This window comes from Thermococcus sp. MV11 (assembly GCF_012027285.1).
In the GTDB taxonomy this organism is placed as follows: Archaea; Methanobacteriota_B; Thermococci; order Thermococcales; family Thermococcaceae; genus Thermococcus; species Thermococcus cleftensis.
In genome coordinates this window covers 553,567-579,240 of the sequence record NZ_SNUD01000001.1, presented here as the reverse complement: position 1 = coordinate 579,240, position 25,674 = coordinate 553,567, and the positions used below count along the sequence as shown (strand labels likewise).

Annotated in this window: 29 protein-coding genes and 1 tRNA gene; 18 read left to right on the top strand and 12 right to left on the bottom strand. The window is 56.2% G+C overall.

The window, feature by feature from the left end; all coding sequences use genetic code 11:
- Nucleotides 1-52 precede the first annotated feature (52 nt).
- From E3E27_RS03170 to E3E27_RS03160, 3 genes are read left to right on the top strand one after another with little or no spacing between them, the layout of a single operon-like run.
- Nucleotides 53-862 carry an undecaprenyl-diphosphate phosphatase gene (locus tag E3E27_RS03170; protein WP_167773733.1) on the top strand — a complete coding sequence of 270 codons (810 nt, stop codon included), beginning with the start codon at nucleotides 53-55 and terminating at the stop codon, nucleotides 860-862.
- Complete coding sequence (gene glmU / locus E3E27_RS03165) at nucleotides 859-2,118, top strand: bifunctional sugar-1-phosphate nucleotidylyltransferase/acetyltransferase (RefSeq protein ID WP_014788143.1); 1,260 nt, start codon at nucleotides 859-861, stop codon at nucleotides 2,116-2,118. Before E3E27_RS03170 ends, glmU begins: the two co-directional genes overlap by 4 nt.
- Nucleotides 2,119-2,120: 2 nt before the next feature.
- Entirely contained in the window at nucleotides 2,121-3,221 is a 1,101-nt protein-coding gene (locus E3E27_RS03160; RefSeq protein ID WP_167773732.1) for a DUF835 domain-containing protein, read from the top strand.
- 2 nt (nucleotides 3,222-3,223) lie between these two features.
- Here E3E27_RS03160 and E3E27_RS03155 read toward each other — a convergent pair whose 3' ends face one another.
- Entirely contained in the window at nucleotides 3,224-4,399 is a 1,176-nt protein-coding gene (locus tag E3E27_RS03155) for a CBS domain-containing protein (protein ID WP_167773407.1), read from the bottom strand.
- 133 nt (nucleotides 4,400-4,532) lie between these two features.
- Here E3E27_RS03155 and E3E27_RS03150 point away from each other — a divergent pair.
- Nucleotides 4,533-4,618 (top strand) — tRNA-Ser (locus E3E27_RS03150).
- A 121-nt stretch (nucleotides 4,619-4,739) separates the two neighbouring features.
- Here the strand turns inward: E3E27_RS03150 and map are convergent.
- Nucleotides 4,740-5,627, bottom strand: a complete 888-nt coding sequence (gene map, locus E3E27_RS03145) for a type II methionyl aminopeptidase (protein ID WP_014788146.1) — start codon at nucleotides 5,625-5,627, stop codon at nucleotides 4,740-4,742.
- A 95-nt stretch (nucleotides 5,628-5,722) separates the two neighbouring features.
- On the opposite strand from map, the gene E3E27_RS03140 reads away from it, so the two are divergent.
- Nucleotides 5,723-7,204, top strand: coding sequence for a TrkH family potassium uptake protein (locus E3E27_RS03140; protein WP_167773406.1), 1,482 nt, complete (start codon nucleotides 5,723-5,725; stop codon nucleotides 7,202-7,204).
- Nucleotides 7,201-8,061, top strand: coding sequence for an ATP-binding cassette domain-containing protein (locus E3E27_RS03135; RefSeq protein WP_014788148.1), 861 nt, complete (start codon nucleotides 7,201-7,203; stop codon nucleotides 8,059-8,061). The genes E3E27_RS03140 and E3E27_RS03135 overlap by 4 nt, the downstream gene beginning before the upstream one ends.
- Here E3E27_RS03135 and E3E27_RS03130 read toward each other — a convergent pair.
- From E3E27_RS03130 to hjc, 6 genes are all read right to left on the bottom strand, one after another.
- Nucleotides 8,015-8,842 (bottom strand): hypothetical protein, encoded by an 828-nt coding sequence (locus E3E27_RS03130; protein WP_167773405.1) that lies wholly within the window; start codon nucleotides 8,840-8,842, stop codon nucleotides 8,015-8,017. The two genes, E3E27_RS03135 and E3E27_RS03130, sit on opposite strands and share 47 nt — an antisense overlap.
- A 1-nt stretch (nucleotide 8,843) precedes the next feature.
- Nucleotides 8,844-9,377 (bottom strand): class IV adenylate cyclase, encoded by a 534-nt coding sequence (gene cyaB / locus E3E27_RS03125; RefSeq protein WP_014788150.1) that lies wholly within the window; start codon nucleotides 9,375-9,377, stop codon nucleotides 8,844-8,846.
- 4 nt (nucleotides 9,378-9,381) lie between these two features.
- Nucleotides 9,382-9,768, bottom strand: a complete 387-nt coding sequence (locus E3E27_RS03120; RefSeq protein ID WP_167773404.1) for a HepT-like ribonuclease domain-containing protein — start codon at nucleotides 9,766-9,768, stop codon at nucleotides 9,382-9,384.
- A gap of 104 nt (nucleotides 9,769-9,872) precedes the next feature.
- Nucleotides 9,873-10,910, bottom strand: a complete 1,038-nt coding sequence (locus E3E27_RS03115) for a lysyl aminopeptidase (RefSeq protein WP_167773403.1) — start codon at nucleotides 10,908-10,910, stop codon at nucleotides 9,873-9,875.
- A gap of 79 nt (nucleotides 10,911-10,989) precedes the next feature.
- Nucleotides 10,990-12,534, bottom strand: coding sequence for a hypothetical protein (locus E3E27_RS03110; protein WP_167773402.1), 1,545 nt, complete (start codon nucleotides 12,532-12,534; stop codon nucleotides 10,990-10,992).
- Nucleotides 12,524-12,925: a Holliday junction resolvase Hjc gene (hjc, locus tag E3E27_RS03105; RefSeq protein WP_167773401.1), complete on the bottom strand. Its 402-nt coding sequence runs from the start codon at nucleotides 12,923-12,925 to the stop codon at nucleotides 12,524-12,526. Before hjc ends, E3E27_RS03110 begins: the two co-directional genes overlap by 11 nt.
- Before the next feature lie 71 nt (nucleotides 12,926-12,996).
- On the opposite strand from hjc, the gene E3E27_RS03100 reads away from it, so the two are divergent.
- The 4 genes from E3E27_RS03100 to E3E27_RS03085 all read left to right on the top strand — a co-directional run bounded on the left by E3E27_RS03100 (nucleotide 12,997) and on the right by E3E27_RS03085 (nucleotide 15,863).
- Nucleotides 12,997-13,521, top strand: a complete 525-nt coding sequence (locus E3E27_RS03100; RefSeq protein WP_167773731.1) for a gamma carbonic anhydrase family protein — start codon at nucleotides 12,997-12,999, stop codon at nucleotides 13,519-13,521.
- Between the two features lie 6 nt (nucleotides 13,522-13,527).
- Complete coding sequence (gene uppS, locus E3E27_RS03095) at nucleotides 13,528-14,322, top strand: polyprenyl diphosphate synthase (protein WP_167773400.1); 795 nt, start codon at nucleotides 13,528-13,530, stop codon at nucleotides 14,320-14,322.
- A 100-nt stretch (nucleotides 14,323-14,422) separates the two neighbouring features.
- Nucleotides 14,423-15,100, top strand: coding sequence for a hypothetical protein (locus E3E27_RS03090; protein WP_014788157.1), 678 nt, complete (start codon nucleotides 14,423-14,425; stop codon nucleotides 15,098-15,100).
- A 28-nt stretch (nucleotides 15,101-15,128) separates the two neighbouring features.
- Nucleotides 15,129-15,863 (top strand): hypothetical protein, encoded by a 735-nt coding sequence (locus E3E27_RS03085; RefSeq protein ID WP_048151734.1) that lies wholly within the window; start codon nucleotides 15,129-15,131, stop codon nucleotides 15,861-15,863.
- Here E3E27_RS03085 and E3E27_RS03080 read toward each other — a convergent pair.
- Nucleotides 15,853-17,733, bottom strand: coding sequence for a threonine--tRNA ligase (locus tag E3E27_RS03080; protein ID WP_014788159.1), 1,881 nt, complete (start codon nucleotides 17,731-17,733; stop codon nucleotides 15,853-15,855). The two genes, E3E27_RS03085 and E3E27_RS03080, sit on opposite strands and share 11 nt — an antisense overlap.
- A gap of 122 nt (nucleotides 17,734-17,855) precedes the next feature.
- Between E3E27_RS03080 and E3E27_RS03075 the strand changes: the two genes are divergently transcribed.
- From E3E27_RS03075 to E3E27_RS03055, 5 genes are all read left to right on the top strand, one after another.
- A complete protein-coding gene (locus E3E27_RS03075; RefSeq protein ID WP_167773399.1) occupies nucleotides 17,856-18,446 on the top strand; it encodes an exosome complex RNA-binding protein Csl4 in 591 nt (196 codons plus the stop codon).
- A gap of 2 nt (nucleotides 18,447-18,448) precedes the next feature.
- Nucleotides 18,449-19,081: a DUF2067 family protein gene (locus E3E27_RS03070; RefSeq protein ID WP_014788162.1), complete on the top strand. Its 633-nt coding sequence runs from the start codon at nucleotides 18,449-18,451 to the stop codon at nucleotides 19,079-19,081.
- A complete protein-coding gene (locus tag E3E27_RS03065) occupies nucleotides 19,071-19,358 on the top strand; it encodes a DNA-directed RNA polymerase subunit L (RefSeq protein ID WP_167773398.1) in 288 nt (95 codons plus the stop codon). The genes E3E27_RS03070 and E3E27_RS03065 overlap by 11 nt, the downstream gene beginning before the upstream one ends.
- A 125-nt stretch (nucleotides 19,359-19,483) precedes the next feature.
- Nucleotides 19,484-20,800 (top strand): hypothetical protein, encoded by a 1,317-nt coding sequence (locus E3E27_RS03060; protein WP_167773397.1) that lies wholly within the window; start codon nucleotides 19,484-19,486, stop codon nucleotides 20,798-20,800.
- A complete protein-coding gene (locus E3E27_RS03055; RefSeq protein WP_167773396.1) occupies nucleotides 20,797-21,183 on the top strand; it encodes a ribonuclease III family protein in 387 nt (128 codons plus the stop codon). Before E3E27_RS03060 ends, E3E27_RS03055 begins: the two co-directional genes overlap by 4 nt.
- Here the strand turns inward: E3E27_RS03055 and E3E27_RS03050 are convergent.
- On the bottom strand, nucleotides 21,178-21,984 hold the full coding sequence (locus E3E27_RS03050) for a sugar phosphate isomerase/epimerase (protein WP_014788177.1): 807 nt from the start codon (nucleotides 21,982-21,984) through the stop codon (nucleotides 21,178-21,180). The two genes, E3E27_RS03055 and E3E27_RS03050, sit on opposite strands and share 6 nt — an antisense overlap.
- Nucleotides 21,985-22,078: 94 nt before the next feature.
- On the opposite strand from E3E27_RS03050, the gene sppA reads away from it, so the two are divergent.
- The 3 genes from sppA to E3E27_RS03035 are packed head-to-tail and all read left to right on the top strand — an operon-like array spanning nucleotide 22,079 to nucleotide 24,557.
- The gene (gene sppA / locus E3E27_RS03045; RefSeq protein ID WP_167773395.1) at nucleotides 22,079-23,080 is read left to right on the top strand and encodes a signal peptide peptidase SppA; all 1,002 of its coding nucleotides are present in this window, start codon (nucleotides 22,079-22,081) and stop codon (nucleotides 23,078-23,080) included.
- A 12-nt stretch (nucleotides 23,081-23,092) separates the two neighbouring features.
- Nucleotides 23,093-23,572: a PH1570 family protein gene (locus tag E3E27_RS03040; protein WP_167773394.1), complete on the top strand. Its 480-nt coding sequence runs from the start codon at nucleotides 23,093-23,095 to the stop codon at nucleotides 23,570-23,572.
- Nucleotides 23,562-24,557, top strand: a complete 996-nt coding sequence (locus E3E27_RS03035) for an AI-2E family transporter (protein WP_167773393.1) — start codon at nucleotides 23,562-23,564, stop codon at nucleotides 24,555-24,557. Before E3E27_RS03040 ends, E3E27_RS03035 begins: the two co-directional genes overlap by 11 nt.
- On the opposite strand, the gene folP is transcribed toward E3E27_RS03035, so the two are convergent.
- The gene (gene folP, locus E3E27_RS03030) at nucleotides 24,547-25,365 is read right to left on the bottom strand and encodes a dihydropteroate synthase (protein WP_167773730.1); all 819 of its coding nucleotides are present in this window, start codon (nucleotides 25,363-25,365) and stop codon (nucleotides 24,547-24,549) included. The genes E3E27_RS03035 and folP overlap by 11 nt on opposite strands.
- Complete coding sequence (locus E3E27_RS03025) at nucleotides 25,346-25,663, bottom strand: hypothetical protein (RefSeq protein ID WP_014788182.1); 318 nt, start codon at nucleotides 25,661-25,663, stop codon at nucleotides 25,346-25,348. The genes folP and E3E27_RS03025 overlap by 20 nt, the downstream gene beginning before the upstream one ends.
- Nucleotides 25,664-25,674: the final 11 nt, after the last annotated feature.

Sequence of the window (25,674 nt, the reverse complement as noted above, 5' to 3'; positions counted from 1 at the left end):
GATCCCTCGAAAAGTTTATGTTTCGGGCCGTTTAAATCCTTTCGTGATTGCCATGGTATCCCCTGTGGATTATGTTGCACCGCTGATTTCAGGAATCGTCATCGCTCTCACCTCTTGGCTACCTGTGGGGCTGGAAGGACAGGTGATCGGCTCTATACTTGACTCAGTGACCCCGGACCATTCCAGCTACCTCGTCCCAGCGTACCTTGGTACCACCTTCGCAGTCTTCTTCTACTTTAGGGACTACATCGCCTTGGGTTCGGGCAACGCGCTCAGAAAGCGCTTCGATTCTGACACGCTGTACTTCGTCTACGCCTCCCTCTTCACACTCCTCATCGGCTACCCTCTCCTTCGGACCTTTTCCAATGAAATCAGCCCGGCCGGTTCGGATATGGTGAACGCGTTAGTGGGCCTTTTACTGGTTCTCCTTGGCCTCTTCACGGGAGAAAAGGTGCCATTTGAGAAGGTGGCGGGCATTATGAGGGAGCGTGAGGACGAAGCAACCCTTGTGGATTCGGTTTTATCGGGCGTAGCCCAGGGAGTTGCGGTTGTCGGTGGGCTTTCCAGGAGCGGTCTGGTGATGCTCGGCTTGGCGAGCACGGGTGTCAGCTTAAAGAAGGCCCTCGAGCTGAGCTTCCTCGTGGCCCCGGTTTACATCGTCCTCAAGCTCGCCTTTGTCGGGAACGGGGAACCGGGCCTTTCAGTGGCCTTTTTCTTCACGGCGTTCCTGTCAGCATTTGCAGTCAGCATAATCACTATGAAGCTTCTCATAAAGCTGGCCGAAGATACGGACAGACGGACGTTCCTGGTCCTGTTCGGGTTGATTGCCATAGCCGTCTATCTGATGGGGGTGATTGCGTGAAGGGTGTAATCCTCGCTGCCGGAAAGGGTGAAAGGCTTCGTCCGCTTACCGACGACAGGCCCAAGGTCGTACTTAAGGTCGCCAACAGGCCGATAATCGAGTACGTTCTTGAAAACCTCGACCCCTTCGTGGACGAGTTCATAATCATTGTCCGCTATCAAAAGGAGAGGCTGATTAGGGTTATTGGCGACGAGTTCAACGGGAAACCGATAACCTACGTGGAGCAACTGCCCGGCGAGGGCACGGCGAAGGCCATCGAGTCCGCCAGGGAGCAGGTCGGCAACGAGGAGTTCATAGCGGCCAACGGCGACATATACTTTGAAATCGATGGTGTCAAGGAGCTGATAAGCGCCTTCAGGCGAGAGAAGGCGGACGCGGCGGTTCTTGTCAAGGAGTTCGACGACTTGAGCCACTTCGGCAGGATAGAGGTGGACGGCAACAGGGTGACGGCGGTCAGGGAAAAGCCCGGGAAGGTTTCTGGCTACGCTAACCTGGGTGTCTACATTTTCAAGCCGGAGGTGTTTGAGTTCATAGAAAGGACCCCCCTAAGCGCCAGGGGGGAGTACGAGATAACCGACACCCTCAACCTCATGATCGAGGCCGGGAGAAAGGTAACCTATGCCGTCTACCCCGGCTACTGGAACGACGTCGGCAGGCCGTGGAACCTGCTCGAGCTCAACGAGTACCTCCTGAAGAACAAGCTGAGGCACGAGATAAGGGGCATCGTGGAGGAGGGGGCAACGATAGTGCCCCCCGTTGAGATAGGAGAGGGTACGGTGGTGAGGAGTGGGGCCTACATAGTCGGGCCTGTGAAGATTGGAAAGAACTCGAGAATCGGCCCGAACTGCTTCATAAGGCCCCACACGAGCATAGGCGACAACTGCCACGTCGGCAACGCCGTGGAGATTAAGAACTCCATCATAATGGACAACAGCAACGCACCCCACCTCAACTACGTCGGCGATTCAATAATCGGCGAGAACACCAACCTGGGGGCTGGAACCATCACCGCCAACCTGAGGCACGACAGGGGCAACGTAAAGGTCGAAATCAAGGGTAAGCTTGAGGACAGCGGCAGGCACAAGCTCGGTGCGATAATAGGGCACAACGTGAAGGTTGGTATCAACGTCAGCATATACCCTGGCAGGAAGATAGGGAGCGGATCGTTCATAGGGCCGGGAGTCGTGGTGGACGTGAACGTCCCGCCACGCAGCCTGGTGGTTGTCAAGCAGGATAAGGAGGTACGAAAGCTTTGAACGTGGTCTACGCCATTAACCTTGTTTCCCGGCTAATACTCTTGCTCGTAGCCGCATATAAATCAAAGAAGGAAAGCAGCGGGGGCTGGCTTATAATTACTGCATCGTTCCTGCTGGCGGCGTTCAGCACAGAGGAGCTTCTCCTGAAGCCGTTAGGGTTGAATCTCCTCCAGCCAGCGGCGTTTGTACTGGATATGGTAAACACTTCCCTCCAGGGAGTCCTTCTCATATTGGCCGCCGCTCATCTGGCCCCAACTTCTCCGGAGAGGAGAATGAGGATCTCTGCGATCTCCCTGCTGGCGGGTATGGTTGCCTACCTGTGGATAGTAATTACCAACGCCAGTCCCATGGACGGCAGCTTTACCATTAAAACCCTTGGCCCCCTTATGATTTATGCAGTCGGCTATGTCTACATGGGATTAACACTTTACAGACACGTGGTGTCAAGGAGTTCCTGGCAGGTTCTTTTCCCCCTGGGAATGGTTCTCCTGGGGCTCTTAAATGCCACCTATCCCGTTACTGCCACGTGGGAGTGGTTTGTCCCGTACGGATTCCTCCTAGGAACCATCTTCAGGGGAATCATGGCAGTGGGGGCCTTGAACTTTATTGTGTGGCCTAAAATATCAATAAAGCCCGCGGGAAACGTTGAAATTCCAAGGGGAGTTTTTATGTATCCCTCAATAACAACGGCCTCTAGGGCCATTGGCAGGCTTGAGGAGATCCCAGACCTAGTCCTTGTAACAAGGAGGGGTCTGGACTCTATTAAAACCACAGTCCACAGGGATTCACTTGTCTTCTGGATCACCCGAGTAACCGAAGGTGAACTGTCTCAGTCACCCATGGTTTATGCGATAGCGCCCACGAAGATAGGAATACTGACGGATCTCATAGCCGGTGCTCTCAACAGGGGATACCGGGTTGTGATGGTTGAGGCTGTGGAGTACCTTATAATCGAGAACGGCTTTGATAACGTCTTGAAGTTTCTCCTCAATTTGAAGGACCGGGTGATACTGAGTGGGGGAACAATGATCCTAGTGGTGGATCCAGGAGCGTTAGAAAGGCACCAGCTGAAAATTTTGGAAAGGGAATTCAATATGGGGTGAGTTCACCCCAGTCCCAGTTTTTCTATGAACCTCTTGTAGTAGCGGGTGTCCTTCTCCAGTTCAGCCTTCTGAAGGACCTGCCTCTCTATAGCCCTCAGGGCGTCGTGGACCGCCTGTATGGCCCCCCAGGTCTCCCCGGTGGCCACGAATACGCCCCTGTCCGTGACAACGCGCATCCTGGCCTGGTAGAGGTGCACGCCCCTGAACTTTTCGGGGAAGCGTCTGATGTGGAGGTAGATTATGCCCTCCTGGCCGAGGAGATCCTCGTATCCATCTACGAAGCGCCTGACGTCCTCGATTATCCTCTCCCTCGTGAAGTCGCTGAGTATGGCCGCGTCGCCGCCGAGCTGCAGGTAGAAGCGGGCCTCCTTCTCGGTCATCTTCGAGATTGGCAGGAGCAGGTCCTTGACCGTGAGGATCCCGACTACCTTGTTGTTCTCGTTTACCACCACGAGGCCGTCTATGTCGTTGTCCTTCATCGTCGCGACGGCTTCCCTTACGCTTGCGTCCGGCAGGATCGTTATGACGCCCCTTATCATGACGTCCCTGAGGGGCATGCTGAAGGGCGGTATCTTCTCGCCCGCCACCTCGCCGGCCTGAGCCCTGAAGCGGGGCTTGATGAAGCGGATTATCAGGTCGTGGAGCGTGACGAGACCCTCGAGCTTGCCCTCCTCGTTCACTATGGGTATCCTCGATATCGCGTGGTCGCGCATCGTTGCCAGGGCCTTCGCGACGGTGTCCCCGGGCTTTAGCGTTATGACGTCCTTGGTCATGAACTCCTCGACTTTCTTCTTCCCGAACTCCCCCTCGGCGACCCTCTCCAGGAGGGCCACGTCGTTTATGACACCGATGATTTCAGCCTTGCTCTCCCCGACGGGGAGGGAGCGGAGATCAACCTCCATCATGAGCTTGGCAGCCTTGCTAAGGTCCTCGTTAGGCTTGATAACGGGTGCGGGCTTGTAAACGTCCTTAACCTTGGCCTTGGTAGGATCCCACTTGAGGTGGGAGCGTATTATAAGGTCCTGGGTCAGGACTCCCTTGTACAGGTTCCCATCGAAGACCAGAATTAGGTCAGGGTCCTCCTTCTCGAAGATGCCGATGGCCTCAGAAAGGGGGGCGTCGATGTCGATTTTCTGGAACCTGTCGGTCATAACTTCCTGCACAAGAATACCGACCATGCTGTCACCTCCTTCAATTTTAATAGGGCACCCATCAATTTAAACCTTTTCAACCCAGGGAGTTTTAGTAACCTTGGCTTAATAAATTTTTCGCGGAAAGATTTATAAAACCGGTGCGCGAACCAAAGACCGCGCCGGGGTAGCCTAGCCTGGGAAGGCGCGGGACTCGAGATCCCGTGCGCTCTGCGCACCAGGGTTCAAATCCCTGCCCCGGCGCCATTCAAACTGCCGAGCCCGCGAGGGGTTCCTACCCTTCCCCACCCTCTCCAAAACTCCACGTAGAAGCGCGGGACTTGAGATACGGTACCATTTTCTGAGGCTGATAAAAGAGAAAGAGAGATCACGTTGTTATGTATGCCCCGTCCTTCTCGACTATGACGGTGTGCTCGAACTGGCTGACCAGTCCTCCCCGAACCTCGCGTAGGATTGGATAGCTGTACACCGCTCCCACCTTGTCGAGCTGGGCCAGCGCTAACTTCAGTTGCCCCTCAGGCATAAAGTCCTGAAGCCAGCGGTAGGCGAAAGGAAGCGTTTTGTACTCCCTCTTTATGTGCACGAGCAGCCTTCTTGCCTGGGCCATTCTCACGGGCCTATCGCGGACGTACATGAATATGAGTGCCGGAGGAACCTCTATGACCTGGCCGGCCCCGGTGGTTGCGAAGGGTTCGATGGCTATGACGTCGCCCTCCTTTAGCTCGTAACTGTCCGCGGGGCGGTAGATGTTCGGTATGCTTATCCCCGCGTGGAGCTTGTAGCGCTCTATCTTGTGGCCGCTCAGGTTCACTATCGGGTTAAAACCTTTCCCTCTGATGGTCTCTTCGATGGCCTTTCCGAGTTCACTTATCCTTACCCCCGCCCGGACGGTGGCTATGGCGTTCTCAAGGGCCTCTTTAGCCGCTTCCATCAGCTCGTCTGGCTCCATGCCCACGCGGTAGGTAACGGCGGTGTCGGCTATGTAGCCATTGACGTGAACACCGAGGTCTATCTTGAGGTAGTCGCCTTCCCGGAGAACCGTCTCGTCCCCCCTGTACGGCGTGTAGTGGGCGGCAATTTCGTTTATTGAGAGGTTGCAGGGAAAGGCTGGCTTTCCACCCAGCTCGACGATTCGCTTCTCCACGAACTCCGCAATGTCGTAGAGCCTTGCCCCAGGTTTTATGAGGTCTTCGACCTCCTTCTTAACCTGCCTAGCGATTTCGCCGGCCTTTATCAGCGCCTCCCTCTCTTCCACTTTTTACCACCATAACTGGCGGAGCAAACCGGCCCTTAAACCTTTCCACGGGAAAACCTTTTATTTGGTGCAGACCCTAAGCTTACGGTGGGCCTATGCTAGAGCTAGGCAAGCACATCAATATCTCCGACGATCTCTTCGTGGTCAAGAACCTCATAGGGTCAATTCTCCAGGGCGTTGGCATCGCCTACCTTATTCCCGTGCTCATAGCCTGGTTTTATCCCGAAGAGGTAAAGTACGTGGTCTACTTCGCGATCCCTGGAACCTTCAGCGTTCTCCTCGGCGCCTGGCTGGCGAGACACATTGGCAAAATCGAGGACGTTAACCTGAGGCAGGCCATGGTATCGGCTGCCTTTACTTGGCTTTTCGCCTCTGCCATAAGCGTCGTCCCCTTCATGTTCATAGCCGACATGTCTTTCATTGACTCGTACTTCGAGAGCATGAGTGCATGGACTGGAACAGGCCTCACCATGATGACGAACCTCGAGAGCTACCCCCACATACTCCTCTTCTGGCGCGCCTGGATGCAGTGGCTGGGTGGAATAGGCATCGTCCTGGTCGCTCTCACGGTTCTCATTCGCCCCGGAGTCGCGGCGGCAAGGCTCTACCGGGCGGAGGCCAGGAGCGAGAGGATAGTGCCCAACCTCGTCAATACCTCCAAAGTCATTTTTAAGATATACCTTGGTCTTACCCTGGTGGGCGTTTACCTCTACTACATCAACGGAATGCCCCTCTTCGATGCTCTGACCCACGCGATGACCGGCCTCGGAACCGGCGGTATGAGCACCCACGACCTCAGCATAGGCTACTTCAACAGCACGGCCATCGAGGCAGTGACGATATTCCTGATGATACTGGGCGCGGTGAACTTTACAGTGCACTACAAGATGTTCGTGAGCAGGCATCTGAAGCCCTTCTTCGAGGACATTCAGGTCAGGTACATGTTCCTCTTCCTCGTTCCCGCGGTCGCGATAACGGCCTACAGCCTCTATCAGGTGGGGGATACCCTCGGAGACTCCCTCCGCCAGTCGGTCTTCCACTCCGTCTCGGCGATAACCTGTACCGGTTTTGGCATAGCGGACCTCAGCAAGTATCCAGAGCTGGGCAAGCTGATAATAGGAATACTCATGGTCATAGGTGGCGGTGCGGGAAGTACGGCCGGTGGTATAAAGCTCATTCGCGTCACCCTGATGTACGAGAGCCTAAAGTGGACCCTTCAGCAGGCCATACTGCCGAGGGGGGCGGTCATAAGGAGGAAGGTCGGCAGCTACGTCTTCACCGAGGAGGACGTTCAGGAGGTAATGAGCTTCACCATGACATACATAGCCTTCCTTCTCGTGGGAACCGTGTACACGATGATAAGAATGGGCACCAGCTTCGTGGATTCCTTCTTCGAGGTTGCATCGGCCCAGGGCAACGTGGGCCTGAGCGTAGGCATAACCTCCGCCAGCATGCCCGTGGACATGAAGATCCTCCTCATACTCCACATGTGGATAGGCAGGCTTGAGATATTCTCCACTCTGGTCTTCATAATAAGCGCCTTCTTCCTCGTCCCAAGGGTGGTGAAGAGGAAATGAAGGTAATCAGCGTCGAAGGGCTGAGCTTCAGGTATAGGAGGGCCAAAGATTACTCCCTCAGGGACGTCAGCTTTGAGGTCAAAAAGGGCGAGATGCTCGGCATAATCGGCCCGAGCGGGAGCGGCAAGTCCACCCTCTGCCTCACCCTCAACGGGATAATCCCCAACTCCATAAAGGGCGACTTCGAGGGGGACGTTATAATCCGCGACCCCCGGACGGGGGAGGAGCACAGCACGAGGGAGACGCCCGTGCCCCATCTCTCCACCGTCGTCGGTCTCGTCCTTCAGAACCCGGAGAGCCAGCTCTTCAACATGACGGTTGAGGAAGAGATAGCCTTCGGCCTCGAGAACCTAGGCCTCGACAGGAACGAGATACTGAGGCGCCTCCGCTGGGTTCTTGAGGTTACTGGTCTCAAGGGACTTGAGAAGGAGTTTCCCCCAAACCTGAGCGGGGGGCAGCAGCAGAGGCTGGCGATAGCGGCTGTCCTGGCCATGGAGCCGTCAATAATAGTCCTGGACGAGCCGACGAGCCAGCTCGACCCCGTGGGTAAGAAAGAAGTCCTTGGCTTGATTTCGCTCCTCAACAGGGAGCACGGCATAACGGTGGTTCTCGTCGAGCACCACACCGACTACGTCCTCCGCTACGCCGACAGGGTGCTGGTGATGGACGGGGGAAGGATAATCCTTGAGGGTCGTCCTGAGGAGATTGCCGAGGAGGCTGAAACTCTGAAGGGGCTTGGCGTCAAGCTTCCGGCCTCACTTGAGGTCTCCCACGAGCTCAGAAAAAGGGGCCTCCTCGATAGGCCCGCACTCACTCCTGAGGAGCTTCTCTCCAGGCTAGCACGTCCCTCACGCTGAAGCCCTCCCCCAGGAGCTCGTGCTTCAGGCCGTAGAGCTTCAGGGACAGCTCAAACCTCGCATCTGGATCCTTGACCCTCGCGGCCTCTTTAAACGCCTCCTCTACTAGTTTCAGCGCTTTCTCCCGATCCCTCTCCCCCTCAATCGAGGCCATATAATAGAGAGCCATCGCCCTGTGGAAGGGGCTTGAGACGTGCTCGAGCAGCAGTCTGGCCCTCTTTTCGTCCCTGGCTCGATAAAACGTCTCGACCAGGTGAACCAGCACCACGTCGAGCTTTTCTGGGTTCCTGACCATCTTCATAGCATAGCCCGCTTTCGCCAGCAGACCCCGCCTTACGAGCTCCATTATGATATCCCTAAGCACACTGGCGTCGTTCTCGGCCAGGTTTATCGCGGTTTTAAGTGCTAAGTCCCCGTTGAGCTCGTCCCCAAGACGGTAGAAGAGAACGGCGATTTCCGAGAGGAGAATCGCACGGTGCCGTTGGACGGAGAGTCCGTTCACGGCCGGGACGAGGTTTCTGACCATTTCCCTGAGTGCTTCGAGGTCAGTCTCCCTCAGCGCCTCGGTCTTTTCCGTCTCGTCAAGAGTCTCGACTATGGAGCGTACTATCATTCTGAGGGCGAGGAAAAGGTTTGGCTCCTTCTCTAGCTCCTTCGTCAGCTCTATTGCCTCGCCTATACCGCCCTCCTTGAGGTACGCCTCTATCTCCTCGAGTATCTCAAGCTCCGAGCGCTTTTTCTCCCGGCTGCGGGATTTGAAGAACTCATCAAGCTTACCCATTTCACCTCCCTTCGAGCAGGAGTTCGAGGTACGAGCGCCTCTCAAAGCGCTTCACTCCAAGCTCGCGGAGTATCTCCTTCAGCCGCTCAACGGTCTCGACAACACTTTTCTCGTCCTCGGCGAGGGCCTCTATCTCCACGAACTTCCCCAGGCCCTCAACCTCGTCAAGGGCTATGACGATGCCCTTGTCCACGTAGTACTTCTCCCTGACCTTCTCGACGGTTAAAACCTCCCGAAAGCCCAGGCTGGTCAGTATCTCCGTGTGCTTGTCGGGGTCGCTGATGGGTACCTCTATCTCCTTCCTGGTCTTCGAGTCTGGGTCTATCTTGGGTCCCTTGTAGGTTATGAAGGCCTCGAAGTGGCCGTTGAAGCGTCTGATCCTTATGCGGAGGGCCTCGTCTGTCTCGGAAAAGTCCCTGCAGGGGTGCTGGAAGTAGGTGTCCTCGTGGTATTCCCTCCTTATCATCTCGAAGCTTTCCCTGACCCTCTCGAAGATTTCATCGTTGGCGTATCCTTTGACCTCTATCTCGATCACGCGATCACCTCCCGTGGGAAAGGAACGCCAGAACTTCCTCGATGAACTCCAGGTACTCCCCCATATCCCTGAAGGCTATCTCGTCGTTTATCAGGTCGTAGTCGTACATCAGGATCTCCCTCAGCCTGACCAGGAACATCGCCTTCTCGGCGATGTGCTCGGGAAGTATCGACCTCTCCGCCAGGCCCCTCACGGCATCGTCGTAGGAAAGGGCCCTGATGCCCTGCTCCTCGGCCAGCTCGTAAAGCCCTGAAAGAACGAGACCGGCGGCAAATTCGAGTCTCTTGTAAATCCCGTCCTTTGCCAACCCCATCGCCCGGAACTCCTCGAGGGTAGGGGGCAGGGACTTCCTTATCAGCTCCACGCTCTCCAAAACTTTCTCGCCGTCCACGCCTTACACCAGTATAATTTTGGGGGTTGGGAGTATAAACTTTTCCCGTGGTCTAACCTGCTCCCGTTCCGTAAGAAAAAGTGCAAGATGAGAGAAAAAGTAGCTCACGGGGTGAGATCCATCTCGCGAAGCTCCTCGAGGAAGTGCTTGGCGAACTCGATGGTCTTGTCTATGTCCCTGATGTCAGCTGTCTCGACCTGGCTGTGCATGTAGCGTATCGGTATGCTGAGGACGGCCGTTGCAACTCCCTCGCGGTTTATCTGCATTATGTTGGCGTCGGTTCCGGTCGGCCTCGGGCTGGCCTCGACCTGGAGTTCTATGCCGTACTTCTTGGCAACCTCGTCGGCGAAGGCGCGAACCTTGGGGTTGATGTTCGGTCCGACGTCCATGACCGGCCCGCCACCGAGCTTAGGAACGATTTTGCCCTTGTCGCCGACCTGCTTGGCGAAGGTGACGTCCATCGCTATGCCTATCTCCGGGTCTATGGCGTAGCTCGCGACGCGAGCGCCTCTCAGCCCGACCTCCTCCTGAACGCTCGCGACGAAGTAGATATCAGCTTCGTGGTCCTCGACCGCTTTAGCCGCCTCTATCATCGCGTAGAGGCAAACCCTGTCGTCGAGGTAAGGCGTTGCAATCCTGTTCTCGGTGAGCTGGACGAAGGCTGGGGCGAACTCTCCGACGGTTCCAACGCGGAAGCCGAGTTCCTCAGCTTCCTCCTTACTGTCAGCGCCAACATCAACAACGATGGTGTCCCAGTCCGCTGGTTTTTTCCTGTCCTCGGGCTTCTGGAGGTGGGGCGGTATGTGGCCGACGACGCCAAAGCGCTCGCCCTTCTCGGTGAAGAAGCGAATCCTCTGTGCCACGAGGGTTCTCGGGTCAACGCCACCGATCGGGACTATGTGGAGGTAGCCGTTCTTGTCTATGTGGTTCACCATGACGCCTATCTTGTCCATGTGGGCCGCTATCATTATCCTCGGCCCGCTTCCCTTCTTGTGCGCTATGACGTTGCCGAGCCTGTCCACTTTAATCTCGTCCACGTGGTCTTTAAGTTCCTCGATGACGACGTCCCTAATCCCGAGGAACTCGTACCCAGAAACTCCCGGAGCCTCAACGATCTTCCTAAGCAGCTCGATGTTCACCATGGCTTTCGCCTCCTTTAGATTTCCGTCTGAATGTGTTCGGGCACCTTAATAAGGTTTGCGAAACGAAAAAGGCAAAGGATTAGCCGAGGACGACCTGGAGGTAGGCCTCCTCGCCGGGCTCGAGGTGCTCTATCTCCCAAACCACGCTTCCGTCCCTTATCTCCGCCTTTCCCTTCGTCGCCCTGACCTCAACCGCTGTGACTCCCCTCTCGAAGTGGAAGTTCTCAAGGGACTTGAGTCTGGGCGCCCTGACCTTGACGAAGTAGTAGCGGTCGAGGGTTTCCTCCTGGACGAGGGGCCTGAAAAAGGCCAGGTACGAAGTTCCGGCCAGCAGTATGCCAGAGGCAACCAATATGGCCGCGAGGGGACCGTAGTCCTTCGGCGGTTTCGGTGGGGTTGGGGTGGTTGAGGGAGCGGTGGTTGTGGTCGGGCTTGGGCTGGGGCTTGATGTCGTTGGGGTCGGCTTCGGCGGTTCCGAGGTTCTGGCGTTCACGGACGCCTCAACGTACTCGCTGCTTTCGGCGTTCAGCATTATGGTCCCGTAACCGGTTTTCTCCAGGTTTATGGCCGCCAGTCCGGAGGAATTGGTGATGGCGTAATCCTGGCCGAGCGGTCCCGATGCCTCTACCGTTATGTTGGGCACGGGTCTTCCGGTGGAATCAACCACCCTGACCAGCAGGGTCTCGTTCCTCTGCTCGTAGCTTATGAAGAGCTTTCTAACCTCCACGAAGGTCGTGACGATCCTGCCGTCGAGGTTGAGGACGATCTCGTAAGTCCCTGGCTCGCTAGTGAGGTACGAGAGGGTACCCGATTCGTCGGTCGTGAACGGTATCCCGTTTATCCTCACGGAGATTCCGGGAACGCCGTTTCCGCTCTCGTCGTGGACGAAGACGTGTATTGCCCCGTTTCGGAAGTAGGCCTCGTAGCTCAGGTTCCTCTGAAACACCCTAAACGTTGCCGTGGTGCTCTTTGCCTTACCGCCGAAGTAGGCCCAGAGCCTGACGCTGTACTCACCGACCTGGGGCTTGGTCAGCGTGACGTTCTGGATCCAGCTCTCACCGGGGTTGAGGTATGTCGTGGTCGCGAATTCTTCCACCGTCTCCCCGTTGCGGGTTATTGTGTAACCTATCCTCCCTATTATGACCCCGTTGGCCTTCGACACCATCTTGAGAATGACGCTCACGTTGCTTCCGTAGGGGTACTCCTTCCCGACCTCTATCCCCAGCTCGTAGTCCACGAGCGTCTTCACGGTCACCGTGACCTGTGCCTCAGAGTAAACCTGCCCCACCCTGGCGACCAGGGTGAGGTTGTACTTTCCCGGAGCGGCGTTGAGTATCTTGACCGATAGGGTATCCCTGTAGGTTTCATTTGGGCCTATCGGATCCCTCACGACCTTGCTCTGGTACAGGAACCCCTCCGCCGGTCCGGTGACGTAGACGCTGACGTTCTCCAGAGTCTGGTTCCCAAGGTTCTCCAGCTGGAATGGAATTATTATCGTGTCTCCTGGAACACCGGAAAAGTCGTCGTTGAGCGGCGTGATTGAGAGGGCTACCGCGCTGGCGCGGGGCAGGATTGGAACAACCGAGATGAGCAGGAGAATAATGAGCGCGGCTCTAGCCTTCACCTTTTATCACCCCTTCAAGGAACCTCTGCCTGCCGACCACCTCATCGAATGTTAGGTAGTTCCTTGTCTGAAGGCTTACCTTATAGTTTTTGCCTCCCTTCTCCAGGTTCTCTGGATAGAAGAACCTCCAGCCGTTGTTGATGAACTTGACCGCTATGACGGCCTTTCCACCGAAGCGCTCGGCAAAGGCAGTCAGCTTCTCATAGTCCTCCTGGCTGAAGTAGAGCTTCTCCCCGTGGGTGCTCTTGACCTCTATGCAGAGGTAGACCCTTCCGTTGCCCGCTATTATATCCACCTTTTTACTGCCCGCCGAGCGAACCACGGCGAAGCCGGCCTTTTCAAGCATCTTTATGAGTTCTCTCTCGGCGCTCGCTCCTCTTCTGTACCTCATTGCACTCCCTCGAACCATATTGCCCGGTTAGGTTTATAAGTTATGTCGAGGAGTAAAGCCCGGTGATGCTCATGGCGGTTTACGAGCTCGATGGGAAGCGGCCTAAAATTCACGAGACTGCCTTCGTCGATGAGAGCGCCTCCGTCATAGGGGACGTCGTCCTCGAGGAGAAGACGAGCGTGTGGCCGAGCGCGGTTCTGAGGGGAGATATAGAGCAGATTTACGTCGGTCCCTACTCAAACGTCCAGGACAACGTCAGCATACACACCTCCCACGGTCAGCCAACGATAATAGGGAAGTACGTCACCATTGGTCACAACGCCGTCGTCCACGGCGCCACCATCGACGACTACACCATCATAGGAATGGGTGCCGTCATACTTGACGGGGCAAAGATAGGCAAGCACGTCGTCATAGGCGCCGGCGCCCTCGTTCCGCCCGGCAAGGAGATCCCCGACTACAGCCTCGTTGTAGGTGTTCCTGGAAAGGTCGTCAGGCAGCTCAGCGAGGAAGAGATTGAGTGGACGAAGAAGAACGCCGAAATCTACGTCGAGCTGGCGGAGAAGCACCTTAAGTCAAGGAAGAGGATTGAGTGATGCTCGATGCTTTCCCGTCTTGTTTCCCATATTCCCCACATCATTTTCAAGCCCGCATACGATATGTACGAGAACTACCTCCTGGAGAAGGTTAAGGGAGGCCGCATTCCCAGTCACGTGGCAATAATAATGGACGGCAACAGGAGATGGGCACGGAAGCTCGAGAAGCCCCCCTGGTACGGCCACTTCTTCGGCTCTCAAAAGCTGGAGGAGATACTCGAGTGGTGCCGCGAGCTGGGCATAAGAACCCTCACCGTCTACGCCTTCTCCACCGAGAACTTCCGGAGAACACCTGAGGAAGTGAACGCCCTCATGAACCTCTTCGAGGAGAAGTTCAGGGAACTCCTGACGGACGAGAGGGTTCACAAGTACGGCATAAGGGTGAACGTCCTAGGAAGGAAGGAGCTGCTGCCTGAGAATGTAAGGAAAGCCGCCGAGGAGGCCGAGAGAGCAACGAGGAAGTACACCAACTACACCCTCAACATAGCCCTTGCCTACGGGGGAAGGAGCGAGATAGCCGATGCGGTGAGGGACATCGTGAAGGACGCCCTGGCCGGAAAGCTCAAGCCCGAGGACATCGACGAGGAGCTGATAAAAGAGTACCTCTACTATCCCAATATGCCAGATCCGGACATAGTCATAAGAACCGGCGGAGAGGAGAGGATAAGCAACTTCCTCCTCTACCAGATAGCCTACAGCGAGCTCTTCTTCGTTGATGTTTACTTCCCGGAGTTCAGGAAGATAGACTTCCTCAGGATTATCCGCGAGTACCAGAAGAGGCAGAGGCGTTTTGGAAGGTAGCTTTTCCAAATTGGAACCCTCTCCTCCCGGAAAGACCCTTTTTAAAATTTTCCGCTAAAGCTTATTAACGTTGGCTTCTACTTCAGCACGGTGGTGAATAATGGAGTACGGGGAACTGAGTCCCAGAATAAAGAGGGTCTACGCTCAGGTGAGGTACCTGGACGATTATCACTGGGAGATAACCGGTGACAGGATCATCGGGATACACAAGAAGAGCAATGTCAGGATAACGATAGACGTCGCAGACAACAAGGAGCACGCCGAGAAGCTCGCCGAAAACGGGGCTAACGGGATACGGATAATAGCCGTTCCAGACAAGAGCGTGTTCTACGTCCACAACGGGGCCTTCATACTGACTTACCGCTACATTAAGGCCACTCTCGCGGACATCAACGACCACATCGTGTGGAGCGGCTTTAAGGTCGTGGAGGACGGAGAAAGCCTCATTCAGGAGGACTTCTACGAGTACCTTGGGGGCGCGCTCATCAACCACATAAAGAACAACATGCTCGCCGGTCAGGACTACGTGTTCTGGCAGTTCTACAAGTGCGAAGCCTGCGGCAAGTACGTTGATGTGGAGAGCCTTGAGAGGCACCTCAAGGGACACGGTGTGAAGCACCACGAAAAGAGCGAGGAGCGCTACGAGGTCTTCGAGATAAACTTCCGGGAAGGCAAGGTCTACGACAAGTACGGTAAGGAGGTCAAGCTCGACCGGTTCAGTGAGGAGGCAAGGGACTTCCTCGATGAGATACTCGCCGGCAGACCTGCCGGGGAGTGACACCCTCACCCCCTTTTGGGGTGGGAGCATGGAAATGAACGTTCTCGACATCTTCAACCGCGACCACCTTCCGGGCTCCATCGCGGCCATAATCTACGACGCTTATTCCTCGGCGTGGAGAATACCCCTTCTGCTCCTCAACAGGGAGCTGGAGGTTGGCTACTTCGGGGTCGTGTCGAACTACACCGGCCCGCTGACGAGTCTGATCAAGAGGGCCTCCACCGTTGGGCTGGACGTTGAGAGGGCCCTCGAGAGGGGGGACTTGGCGATAATAGACCTCTTTGGAACCCGATACGGTTCGAGGATAAGCCTCCCAAACGTCTTCTACCTTGACAAGGTCGAGCCGGAAACTCTTAACCCCAAGATAAGCCACATATACGAGACCCACCTTAAAGAAGCCCTCTCCAGAAGGCCTGCGTTTCGGCTGGTCTACACCCTGGACGGCGCGGCCCTCATGCTGGGGGAGGAGAACACCCTGAAGCTCCTGAACCAGACGCTGGCCTCTCGAAGCGTTCAGCTTCCCGACTCTATACTGGTTCTTCCGATAAACAGGGACGTTGTCTCCGAGAAGTTCGTAGCCTGGGTGGCAGGGGTGAGCGACTACGTCATTCTGGCAAGATCAAGCCTCGAGGAGGACGGGCTGAGGGAGTACCTCTACGTCATCTCCGCACCCTTCGAGGACTTCGAACCGACCGCCTACACCTTTCGGGTTACAAAGATGAGGGGAACGGAAAAACTGAAGATGAAGAAGATCAGCCCCTGAACTTGGGGCGCTTGCTCAGGAGCAATGGCAGGGGCCTCGGCCTGTAGGGGAAGCCCTCGGTCTGGCTCCTTATCTCCTTGATTAGGTCCTCGAGCTGCATTTCGACCTGCCTTCCGTCGCTCCTCCTCCTGACGGTCACGGTGTTCTGCTCCTTCTCGTTCCTTCCGACGACGATTATGTATGGAACCCACTCCTTCTCGGCCTTCCTTATCTTCTTGTTGAGCCTGTCGTTGGTGTCGTCCACATCGACCCTGATCCTGGCCCCCTCGAGCTTGCCCGCGACGTAGAGCGCGTAGTCGAGGACTTCGTCACTGACAGGAATAACCCTGACCTGTATCGGGCTGAGCCAGAGCGGGAAGGAAGGTTTAACTCCCCTGGCCTGGAGCTTGGCCTGCTTCTCGAGGATTGCGTACATAACCCTCTCGATGGCTCCGCTCGGCGAGCAGTGGAGTATGAGCGGGGTTCTCTCTTTGCCCTCCTCGTCGTAGTAGGTTATGCCGAAGCGCTCGGCGTTCTCCACATCTATCTGAACGGTGCTCAGGGCTGCTGCCTTGTCGAGGTTGTCAACGAAGTTGAACTCGAACTTGAGTATGAAGTAGAAGAACCTCTGGTCCCACATCTCTATCAGGACGGGCTTGCCGATTATCTTTGCCAGCTCGACGATGAAGTCCCTGTTTTCATTCCAGAAGTCGCGGGTGAACCTTATGGCGACCTCGTAGTCGTCCGGGGTGAGGCCAACTCCCCTGAGAACCTCCATGCTGAGCTTGTACTGCTTCTTGAACTCATCCATCGCCTGTTTGAGGTCCTTAGCTACGGTGTGCATATCGGGCATCGTGAAGGCCCTGAGCCTTCTCAGGCCTGAAAGCTCGCCGCTCTTCTCGCGCCTGAAGGAGTAGCGGGTAAGCTCGTACATTCTGAGCGGCAGGTTGCGGTAGCTTATGGTGGCGTCCTTCTTTATGAGGAACTGGCCGAAGCAGGCAGCGAAGCGGAGGAAGAACTTCTTGTCGCCGCTCTTTACGACGTACTGCCTCGCCGGGAAGCGGTTGAGGTACTTCTCGAGCGCAGGGTGCTCGAAGTCGTACATTATCGGCGTCTCGACCTCCATCGCGCCGTACTCTATGACCTTCTCGGTGACGTACTGCTCGAGGAGCCCCTTGATGAGCCTCCCCTTCGGGTAGTAGCGTAGATTACCGCCGTCGCTTCCCGGTTCGTAATCGACGAGCTCGTGCTCGAGCATGAGCTTAACGTGCGGCGGCTCCCTGTCGGCTATCCTGTTCTTGGCTATCTCGTAGTTGGCGAACTTCCTGAGGTTTTCATGGCCGGTGAAGTCGAACTTGTCCACCTCAACGAGCTCACCCTCGGGGGTGAGCACGTACCAGTAGCTCTTCAGCTCCTCCTCCTTCTCAAGGGCTATGTTGCGCTCCTCCCTGCTGACCGCCTCGCCGCTCGGCACTATCGTCCTGCTGAGTTCAGCGAGCGGGTGGCCCTTGCAGCTCAGCCTGAACGCCTTGTAGTAGCCGAAGGGCGCGCGCTTGACCTCAAAGCCCTCCTCTCTAAGCCTCTCCTCAATCCTCTGGAGAACCTTCAGTGCCACGTCGGGCTTTGCCAGCTCACTGCTGAGGTGGGCGAAGGGATAGACGAATATCCTCTCGGCCTTGACTTGCTCTGCAACGCTCTTTATCTCCTCGACAGCCTTCTCGACGACCTCGTCGGGGTTGGTCTCGTCGATTTTCTCAACGCTCATGAAAACCGCCAGAACCTCATCGAGCCTACCCTTCCTCTGCTCCTCGCTTATCGGCTCCGGGTTCTTCAGTGCCTTGTCCTTGACCTCGTACTCAAGGTAGTCCGAGTGTATCAGAAGCATTCTCATCTTTAACCACCACCATCGGCTCAATTGGAATTACTAAAACTTTTTCCCAGGCCTTTATAAATTCTCCTAGAGATAGCAAAGGCTTAAAAAATCCTGACTGGAACTTTCATGGAGGTGGGAGAATGGACGAGAAGAAAGGAGTCAAGAGCGGTGACCTAGTTCTTCCCGGTGACTACCTGGGCGTGATAGAGGAGTACTTCCCAGGTGAGGGGGTTAAAGAGGAGAACGGCGAGCTCTACGCCGTCCGGGCGGGGAAGGTTGTAATCGACCAGGACAGAATGGAGATAAGCGTGGAGCCACTCACCGACACACCCCCTCTCCCCAAGGTGGGCGACATCGTCATAGCGAACGTCATCGAGGTAAAGCCCCAGGCGGCGATAGTCCAGCTGGTTAAAATCGAGGGCAGGGACGACGACAGGGAGATAGCCACTTCAAAGCTGGCTGGAATTCACATCTCTCAAGTTAGGGACGGCTACGTTGAGAGCATGACCTCCGAGTTCAAGGTGGGAGACGTCGTTAGGGCGAGGGTCATCGCCACCGAGAAGAGCCCCATACAGCTCTCGACCAAGGGGCCGGACCTCGGTGTTGTTTACGCCCTCTGCTCCCGCTGCAGAACTCCACTCGTCAGGCGCGGTGACAGGCTGATCTGCCCGAGGTGCGGAAGCGTCGAGACGAGAAAGCTCTCCACTCTCTACCGGAAGATGAGGGTGTGACCATGGCGAGGGCTAAGAAGGTCATAACGATTCACGTTCGGGACGACAGGGAGAAGGAGGAGTTCCTCAAGGAACTCCAGCGGCTCCGCCTTCCTGCCTTCATCTACGTCCACGGCAAGCTCAACGACCTCAAGATCAACGTCCAGGGAACGAAGGACGAGATAAGGGAGGCGATAAGGAAGATACGGGAGATTCACCACCGCGTCAGGGCCAAGCTCTATCCAGACAAACGTGGCCTCTATCGCTACGTCATTGACGACCTTCTCCGCGAGGCTGGGGCGAGCGTTTCGACTCCAATACTCGTGAGGACACTGGAACTGCTCGGGGAGACCGTTGAAGTTAGGGAGGGCGAGCTGATAACGTCCATGCCGTGGGAGGAGATAGTGGCGCTCGTCCGAACCCTCGGAGATTACCTAGCCGATGTATCCCTCCAGACGACAAGGCAGATAAGGGAGGTCGTCCTTCCGGTGGCGGCCGCTAAGAACATGGACCCCAGCGAGGTTATGGATATGCTCGTCGAACTCGGCCTCGCCGAGTGGAAGGAGGATAAGTTTAAATACGAACTGGTGAAGAACAAGGAGCAGGCGCTGGAGATACTGCTCAAGCACTTAGAGGGTGAGGAAAATGAGGATTGAGGTCATCAAGCGTGAGGAAAACGTCCTTGAGTTCTACCTTGAGGGGGAGGATCACACCTTCGCCAACCTGCTCAACGAGGTGCTCCACGAGAACGAGCACGTGACCTTTGCAGGCTACACCATCGAGCACCCCATACTCATGGCGAGGAAGCCGAGGTTCAGGGTCGTCACCGACGGAAAAGTAACTCCCGAGAAGGCCCTTGAGGAGGCGGCTCAAAAGATATTCGACCGTGCCAGGGCCGTTCTCGACGCCTGGAAGAACGCGGTGGGCGAGTGATTTTTCTTCCCTTTGTTGCCGAGCTTTCTTCGATTTGTGTCCTCCTAACGGTGTCTTCCGAAACCCTTAAATTTCCAGTTCTTCTAACTCAGAGTTGGAACGTCTGCTCGACGAGGGGTGGAATCTTGAAACGTCGCGGTTACGGTTTGCTGGCGGTCATCATCACGGGCCTCGCGATTCGTCTCCTCCTGGCCCCCTACTCGGCCGGCAGCGACCTGCCCCAGTTCTACGGCTTCGCAGGGACGATGCTCGAACACGGTGCATGTTTTTATTCTTACGCGGATTCGTTCGCCTACGCCGGGAAGGGCTGGCCCTACCCGTGGCCCTACGTCTACGGTCCGGTTTTGGCCTATCTGCTGGCCGGGGTCAGGATTCTGATTGGGGGTGGCGTTGAGTCCTTTTGGAGCGATGGCGTTTACCACGTCTACGTGGACCCCACGTGGGCCTTCTCGGTCAAGCTGGTGTTCATAGCCGCTGACACCGCAGTTGCTTTTCTCATCTATCTCCTCCTCAGGGAAACGAGCGAAAGAAAGGCAGTCCTTGGAAGCGCGGTCTACTACCTCAACCCCATCGTTATCCATGTTTCAGCTGTTTACGGCATGTTCGACGCCCTGGCCCTGGCCCCGTTCCTTCTCTCCCTCTATCTGGGGAACAGGAAGAACGCCTCCGCCTTTCTCCAGGGATTTTCCCTTGCAGTTAAGCACACCCTTCTGTTTCCAGCCATCGTTTCTTTGTGGGACTACATTCTACAAGGGGTGGAAGGGCTCAAAAAAGCCGCGCTCCTCTTTGCGGGGGCGGTGGTTCCATTCCTGCCAATGCTGTTCCTATGTCCTTCGAGCCTTTGTTCCATTCCGGACTTGATGAAGGGGATCGATGTCGGCTACGCCCTTCCGATATCGTACAGCATGAACGGCTTCGTCAGCCTGGCCACGTACCTTCACGAGGTTTACGGAATCGATTCCCTGCCGTTCATCAGGCATTGGTACGTTCCAGCCTTGTTGCTCCTTTTCCTCACCCTTGTGAGACATTCCTTTGAGAGAAACTTGATAGTTTCCGTCTCGCTTGCCTACGCCACCTTTGCCGCCACCTACTGGCGCGTTAATCCCCAGTACCTCCTCCCTCTCGTCGCGTTTCTGGTTCTCCTATCCTTCACCACCCGTGGACGGATTGGCCTGGTCTCACTCTTTACCGCCTTCTACGTAGGAATCTGGCCGATCCTCCAGCCGAGTGAGTTCTGGTTTCACGTTCACCTGCGGAATCCCAACTGGGACGTCGTCAGGCTCGTGGGCCACTTCACGATTGGAGTTGGGGGAGACGCTCCATACGTCGTCTATTCCTTTGGTCTGACCCTCCTTCTCTACACCCTCGTTCTGGGGAGCACCCTTCCGTACCTCAAAAACCTTAAAGCCTGGCTCTCGGAGAAGTCTGGGGTGAGAGCTTGAGGTACGAGAGGAACTTCACCGACAGGGGGCTTGCGAAGCTCGGCGACTCGCTGGTTAACTTCATCTTCTCACTCGCCTTGAGCGAGTATCTGGGCAGGCCCACTGGGGAGAGGGTTCCGAACGCGTCGCTCACGATAGCCCTGGAGCTGGCAGGGCTGAGGCACGTGGTTCCGCCGAGAACCGACAAGCACGGAAAGGGCGACATAGCGGAGGCCATTTTCGCCTACGCGTGGCTCGAGGGGAAGATAACGGTGGAGGAAGCCGTCGAGATCTTGAGGGAGAACTTCACCGAGGACGTCACGCACTTTTCGAGAAAAAAGGAGGCGATAGGGAGAGCCTTCGCGGAGGTTTTCAGGGTGATAGGGGAGAGGTTGGAGTTATAAGCTCGTCAGAAGCTCTATCAACCCCTGCTTCGTTGGAACCTTCGCGAACTTCTCCGGGTTCTTGACCTTGAGGAGGAGGGGAACCTCGCCGAAGAGCCTCAGCACCTTTCCAAAGGGTATGTTGCCCTCCCCCGGCAGGAGGTGAAGGTCGCCGACACCGTAGGCGAGGGCATCTTCGGGCTCAACCTGCGGGAAGAGCTTTCCGAAGTTGTCGTGTATCATGAGGATTATCGTCTTGTCAGTGCCAAGCTTCACATCTTCCAGCAGCTTGTCCGCGTCGCCCTGGGCGCTGAGGAAGGCGTGGGCCACGTCGAGGGCAAAGCCGACGTTCTCCCTGTTCACGTTCTCGACGACGTAGAGGGTGTCCTTGACGCTGAAGGTGTTCTCGAGGGCTATCTTTATGTCAAAGGGGTGAACCATGTCGGCAAGCTGTTGAATGGCCTCTATTTCAAGGTCCAACCTTCCAGTTCTACCGCTCTGCATGACTATTACCTTGGCGCCGAGCTTTATGGCAACGTCCGCTATTGCCCTCGCGACGCGGAAGTGCCTGGTGTAGTAGATGTGGTCGCGCAGATTGACGGAGGTCGGCATTCTTACGATGTAGTCTATGCCAACGCCCCTGAGCGTGGTCTCGACGTTCCGGAGCTTCTTCTCAACCACGACGCCGTTCTTTATGAGGCCTAAGGTGTGGGGGAATATCGAGACGAAGTCGTAGTTCTTTATCTTGACGTCCGCCAGAACTGAGGCGAGGGTCTTGTCCTTCGTGACGAAGTGCGGGTAAACTGTCACTCCTATCTCCATGATATCACCTAAGAGGAGAGTAGAGTGCCGGATATAAAAGCTTAGCGAGGGCAGGGTTTAAAAGTGCCGGCCCAAAATTTCTCCGGGTGAGGGAATGAGGGAAAACATATGGAAGTACGTTTCGGCAGTTCTCGTCCTCCTGCTGGCAGTCTCAAGCGTGGCGGTCGTTCTGTTGTACATGCAGGCCTCCGAGCTGAAGTCGTACACGCCGTCAAACGTAACCCCCGTCGTTGTGGAGACGTCTCTCAACTCCACATGCAACGAGACCTCCTACCTGCTTCAGATAGACGAACTCCAGCGCCAGGTCGAGTTTCTGAAGGCACAGCTGAGGGAGCTTAACCGGCCGGAGGGGAACACGACCATCGCCGTGGTCCCTATATTCGGGCTGATAGACGACTACACGGCCCTTCAGGTGGTGCCCCTTCTGAGGAAGGTAGCCGAGAATGACTCGATAGGCGGTGTGGTTCTCTGGATAGAGAGCCCCGGCGGCTACATAGGGCCTGTCAGGGAAATATACTCCACGGTCAAGAAGCTTAACCTCATCAAGCCGGTCGTTGCTTACACCGGCGGCATAGCGGCTTCTGGCGGCTACTACATAGCTGTTGCCGCCGAGAAGATAGTCGCCGATCCCCTGGCAGAGGTCGGGAGCATTGGGGTTATCTACGTCCACTACGACCTCCAGAAGAACTACGAGATGAACGGCATAAAGGTGGACGTGTTCAAAACGGGGCCTTACAAGGACATGGGCGCCGAGTGGCGCGGTCTGAGCGACGACGAGCGCGAGATGATCGCGGATAGCATAGACACATACTTCCAGGCCTTCCTTCAGGTCGTGAGCGACGGCAGGGGAATGCCGCTCAACGAGACCCGGCTTTACGCTACCGGGAGAACGTGGTTCGCGATGAACGTTACCGGCTCGCTGGTGGACGAGACCGGCGACATCGATAGAGCTATTGCCGTCCTCTCCGAGGAGCTCAACGTGACCAAACCACGCGTGGTTATTTATGGAGGTGAAGGGGCTTCTAACTTTGGGATCTTTGGAAGCACCGCCCTCCTGCTCGATCCTCGATACGTGAACGCTTACCTAAAGCCCTGAGGGGGTGATAGCGTGCTCTGCGAGGAGAGGCTGGAGGTGTTTGAGAACGGTTTCGAGGACGGGAGATTCAAGCTGAGGGTGGAGTTCTACGGAGGTGATGCTAGAAGGCTTCTCCTCGCCGTAATACGGGAGCTGTATCTGTCGGACTACGGGGAGGACTACGTGTACCCCTTCGAGTGCGCCAAGGAGTTCTGGGGCATCTATATGGACCCTTCCGAGATAGCCGCCGGGGACTTCAGGCCGAACCCCATAAAGTTCCTCAACAGGGCCGTCCTCGACAGGCTGGAAAAAGCTCTGAGGGAAACGAAGGCCCCTGAAGAAATCGTTGAGAGCATAGACCTCGAGAGGGCAGAGGTTCACAAGCTCAAGAAAGGTTTATTAGCCTTGGGAAAGAACTTCCTCCTCGACGAGAGAGGATACCTAATAATCTTCAGCAAGCCCAGCGCGCGGGAGCTGATACTGAAGTACCTGGGGATGCTCGATGGAGATTGAGGCCGCCGTCTGGATAGTGATTTCAGTTCTCGTCCTCTACCTCGTGTGGGAGACGGTTAGCCCTATCCTTTCGCCCCTTATCCTTGCAGTTACCCTCGCCTACATTCTCTATCCCTTCCACGAAAGGCTGGCGAGACGGGTCGGTAACAGGATTTCTGCCTTTACCATAACCGGGGTTCTAACAGTTCTGACCTTCCTCTTCATCATCGGCTTTGCCCTCTGGATAAACGACGTCAAGCAGTCCCTGGCGTACTACATCAACGCCTTCTTCCAGTGGCTCCTCGATTTCCACCTGCCCCTCGCTCTCTACGAGCTTATCCAGCGCCTGGCTGAGGACATACCGAGGCGCTTCGAGGAGTACGTCCTCGGATACACCTATTCCCTGCCCAAGCTTTCCCTCCAGGCCATCGTCATGGTCTTCGCCTTCTACGGAATCCTCGTCAATACCCGGGCAATAAGGGAGGAGGTCTACGCTTTACTCCCCAGGGACAACCGGGAGCTTGCCATCAAACTCCTGGAGAGCGCTGGGAGGACGCTCCACAGCATTCTGAGGGGCTGGCTTGCCGTGAGCGTCCTCAAGGGCGCGGCCATAGCGGTGGGGTTCTACATCTTTGCCGTGGCAGATGCCGGCGGGGCCATAGCGGTGGGTATATTTACGATAATCTTCGAGCTCCTTCCGGTCCTGGGTGGCTGGATAACCTGGCTGGCCGGCTCTGTCTATCTATTCACTATCGGAAACTGGATCTCGGCGGTGGGTCTTGCCATTTATGGTGCGGCATTCGTGTCCCCCCTCCCCGATTACCTCCTGAGGTCACGGCTGGGGGAGAGAGAAACTGGTGTCAATGCGCTGATAAGTCTCGTCGGCATCTTCGGGGGCTACATAGCCTTTGGCTTCGTGGGGATAATAATCGGACCCGTTGCCCTTTCGCTCCTCAGCACCCTCCTGGAGGAGTGGAAGAAGACGAGGGAAGCGGCTATGGCCTGAACCTCTTGATGAAGGCCGCCATCTTGACAGTGTCCAGCGTTTCCCTCACGTCGTGGGTTCTGATTATGTGGGCGCCGTTGAAGACGGCTATGGCCGTCGCCGAGAGGCTGCCAGCTAATCTCTCCGCAGGGTCTTTTCTGCCGGTTATGGCCCCGATGAATGATTTCCTCGAGACGCCTACGAGGATTGGCCTTCCGAAGGTCTTGAGGACGTTCAGGTTGGCCAGAACCCTGGAGTCCCACTCGTACCACGGCGGCCACTCCGGGCGGAGGAATCCTATCGCCGGATCGATGGCGATCTCCTCAATCCCGTGCTTTTCAGCTATGACGAGGCTTTCCTTGAGGAGGTCCATCACCGTGTGAACGGGGTCGCTGAGATTCCTCACCTCTCCGTGGGCGCAGACTATTACAGGAGCCCCGTGGTCCTTGGCTATTTCCGCCATTCTCGGGTCGCCTTTGAGCCCGGTGACGTCGTTTACGATGTCTGCCCCGGCTTTGAGTGCTTCCTCTGCAACCCTGGCGTTCGTGGTGTCTATGCTTATCGGCACGTCCACATGGTCCCGGATAGCTTTAACCGCCCAGACGGCTCTCTTTACCTCCTCCTCAACGGGAATCTGGGTCTCGAGGTAGGGGGCGGTCGATTTGGCACCGATGTCTATGAAGGACGCCCCGTCCTTGACCATCTTCACCGCGGTCTCGATGAGCTTTTCCTCGTCGTTTCTGACGCTCCCCTTGTAGAAACTCTCCGGTGAAACGTTGATGACGCCCATTATTCTGGGTTCACTCAAATCAACTCCCGCGAACTTCATAGCCAGCACCCGACTCGAGCTTGATTGCCAGAAATAAAAAGGTTAGTGCGGTTATGACCGTGGGCAGGATCGGGTCGATGTTCGGGTCGCCGGAGTGAACCGTAACCGCGAGGAGGCCGTTGATTGCGCTGAAACCGGCCAGAACGGCCTTGTCGGTCACATTGGCGTCGAGCCTGTCAAGAACGTGGAACAGGTACAGCTCAGCCACGAGGGGTGCTATGGTTATTATCCCGATAAGTCCCGTGAAGATCGTTGTGAGGTACAGGATAACCCCCAGTGCGTCGTCACCTTCCGCCATGTTATCACCGT

Excerpts from the sequence above, each read along its gene's own strand:
- E3E27_RS03035 (WP_167773393.1), top strand. The coding sequence starts at position 23,562 with ATGGAGATTGAGGCCGCCGTCTGGATAGTGATTTCAGTTCTCGTCCTC.
- E3E27_RS03065 (WP_167773398.1), top strand. The coding sequence starts at position 19,071 with ATGAGGATTGAGGTCATCAAGCGTGAGGAAAACGTCCTTGAGTTCTAC.
- sppA (WP_167773395.1), top strand. The coding sequence starts at position 22,079 with ATGAGGGAAAACATATGGAAGTACGTTTCGGCAGTTCTCGTCCTCCTG.
- E3E27_RS03170 (WP_167773733.1), top strand. The coding sequence starts at position 53 with ATGGTATCCCCTGTGGATTATGTTGCACCGCTGATTTCAGGAATCGTC.
- E3E27_RS03140 (WP_167773406.1), top strand. The coding sequence starts at position 5,723 with ATGCTAGAGCTAGGCAAGCACATCAATATCTCCGACGATCTCTTCGTG.
- E3E27_RS03080 (WP_014788159.1), bottom strand. The coding sequence starts at position 17,733 with ATGAGAATGCTTCTGATACACTCGGACTACCTTGAGTACGAGGTCAAG.
- E3E27_RS03135 (WP_014788148.1), top strand. The coding sequence starts at position 7,201 with ATGAAGGTAATCAGCGTCGAAGGGCTGAGCTTCAGGTATAGGAGGGCC.
- folP (WP_167773730.1), bottom strand. The coding sequence starts at position 25,365 with ATGAAGTTCGCGGGAGTTGATTTGAGTGAACCCAGAATAATGGGCGTC.
- E3E27_RS03075 (WP_167773399.1), top strand. The coding sequence starts at position 17,856 with ATGGACGAGAAGAAAGGAGTCAAGAGCGGTGACCTAGTTCTTCCCGGT.
- hjc (WP_167773401.1), bottom strand. The coding sequence starts at position 12,925 with ATGAGGTACAGAAGAGGAGCGAGCGCCGAGAGAGAACTCATAAAGATG.
- E3E27_RS03090 (WP_014788157.1), top strand. The coding sequence starts at position 14,423 with ATGGAGTACGGGGAACTGAGTCCCAGAATAAAGAGGGTCTACGCTCAG.
- E3E27_RS03070 (WP_014788162.1), top strand. The coding sequence starts at position 18,449 with ATGGCGAGGGCTAAGAAGGTCATAACGATTCACGTTCGGGACGACAGG.
- E3E27_RS03100 (WP_167773731.1), top strand. The coding sequence starts at position 12,997 with ATGGCGGTTTACGAGCTCGATGGGAAGCGGCCTAAAATTCACGAGACT.
- E3E27_RS03025 (WP_014788182.1), bottom strand. The coding sequence starts at position 25,663 with ATGGCGGAAGGTGACGACGCACTGGGGGTTATCCTGTACCTCACAACG.
- E3E27_RS03085 (WP_048151734.1), top strand. The coding sequence starts at position 15,129 with ATGGAAATGAACGTTCTCGACATCTTCAACCGCGACCACCTTCCGGGC.
- E3E27_RS03130 (WP_167773405.1), bottom strand. The coding sequence starts at position 8,842 with ATGGGTAAGCTTGATGAGTTCTTCAAATCCCGCAGCCGGGAGAAAAAG.
- E3E27_RS03155 (WP_167773407.1), bottom strand. The coding sequence starts at position 4,399 with ATGGTCGGTATTCTTGTGCAGGAAGTTATGACCGACAGGTTCCAGAAA.
- E3E27_RS03115 (WP_167773403.1), bottom strand. The coding sequence starts at position 10,910 with ATGGTGAACATCGAGCTGCTTAGGAAGATCGTTGAGGCTCCGGGAGTT.
- E3E27_RS03050 (WP_014788177.1), bottom strand. The coding sequence starts at position 21,984 with ATGGAGATAGGAGTGACAGTTTACCCGCACTTCGTCACGAAGGACAAG.
- uppS (WP_167773400.1), top strand. The coding sequence starts at position 13,528 with ATGCTTTCCCGTCTTGTTTCCCATATTCCCCACATCATTTTCAAGCCC.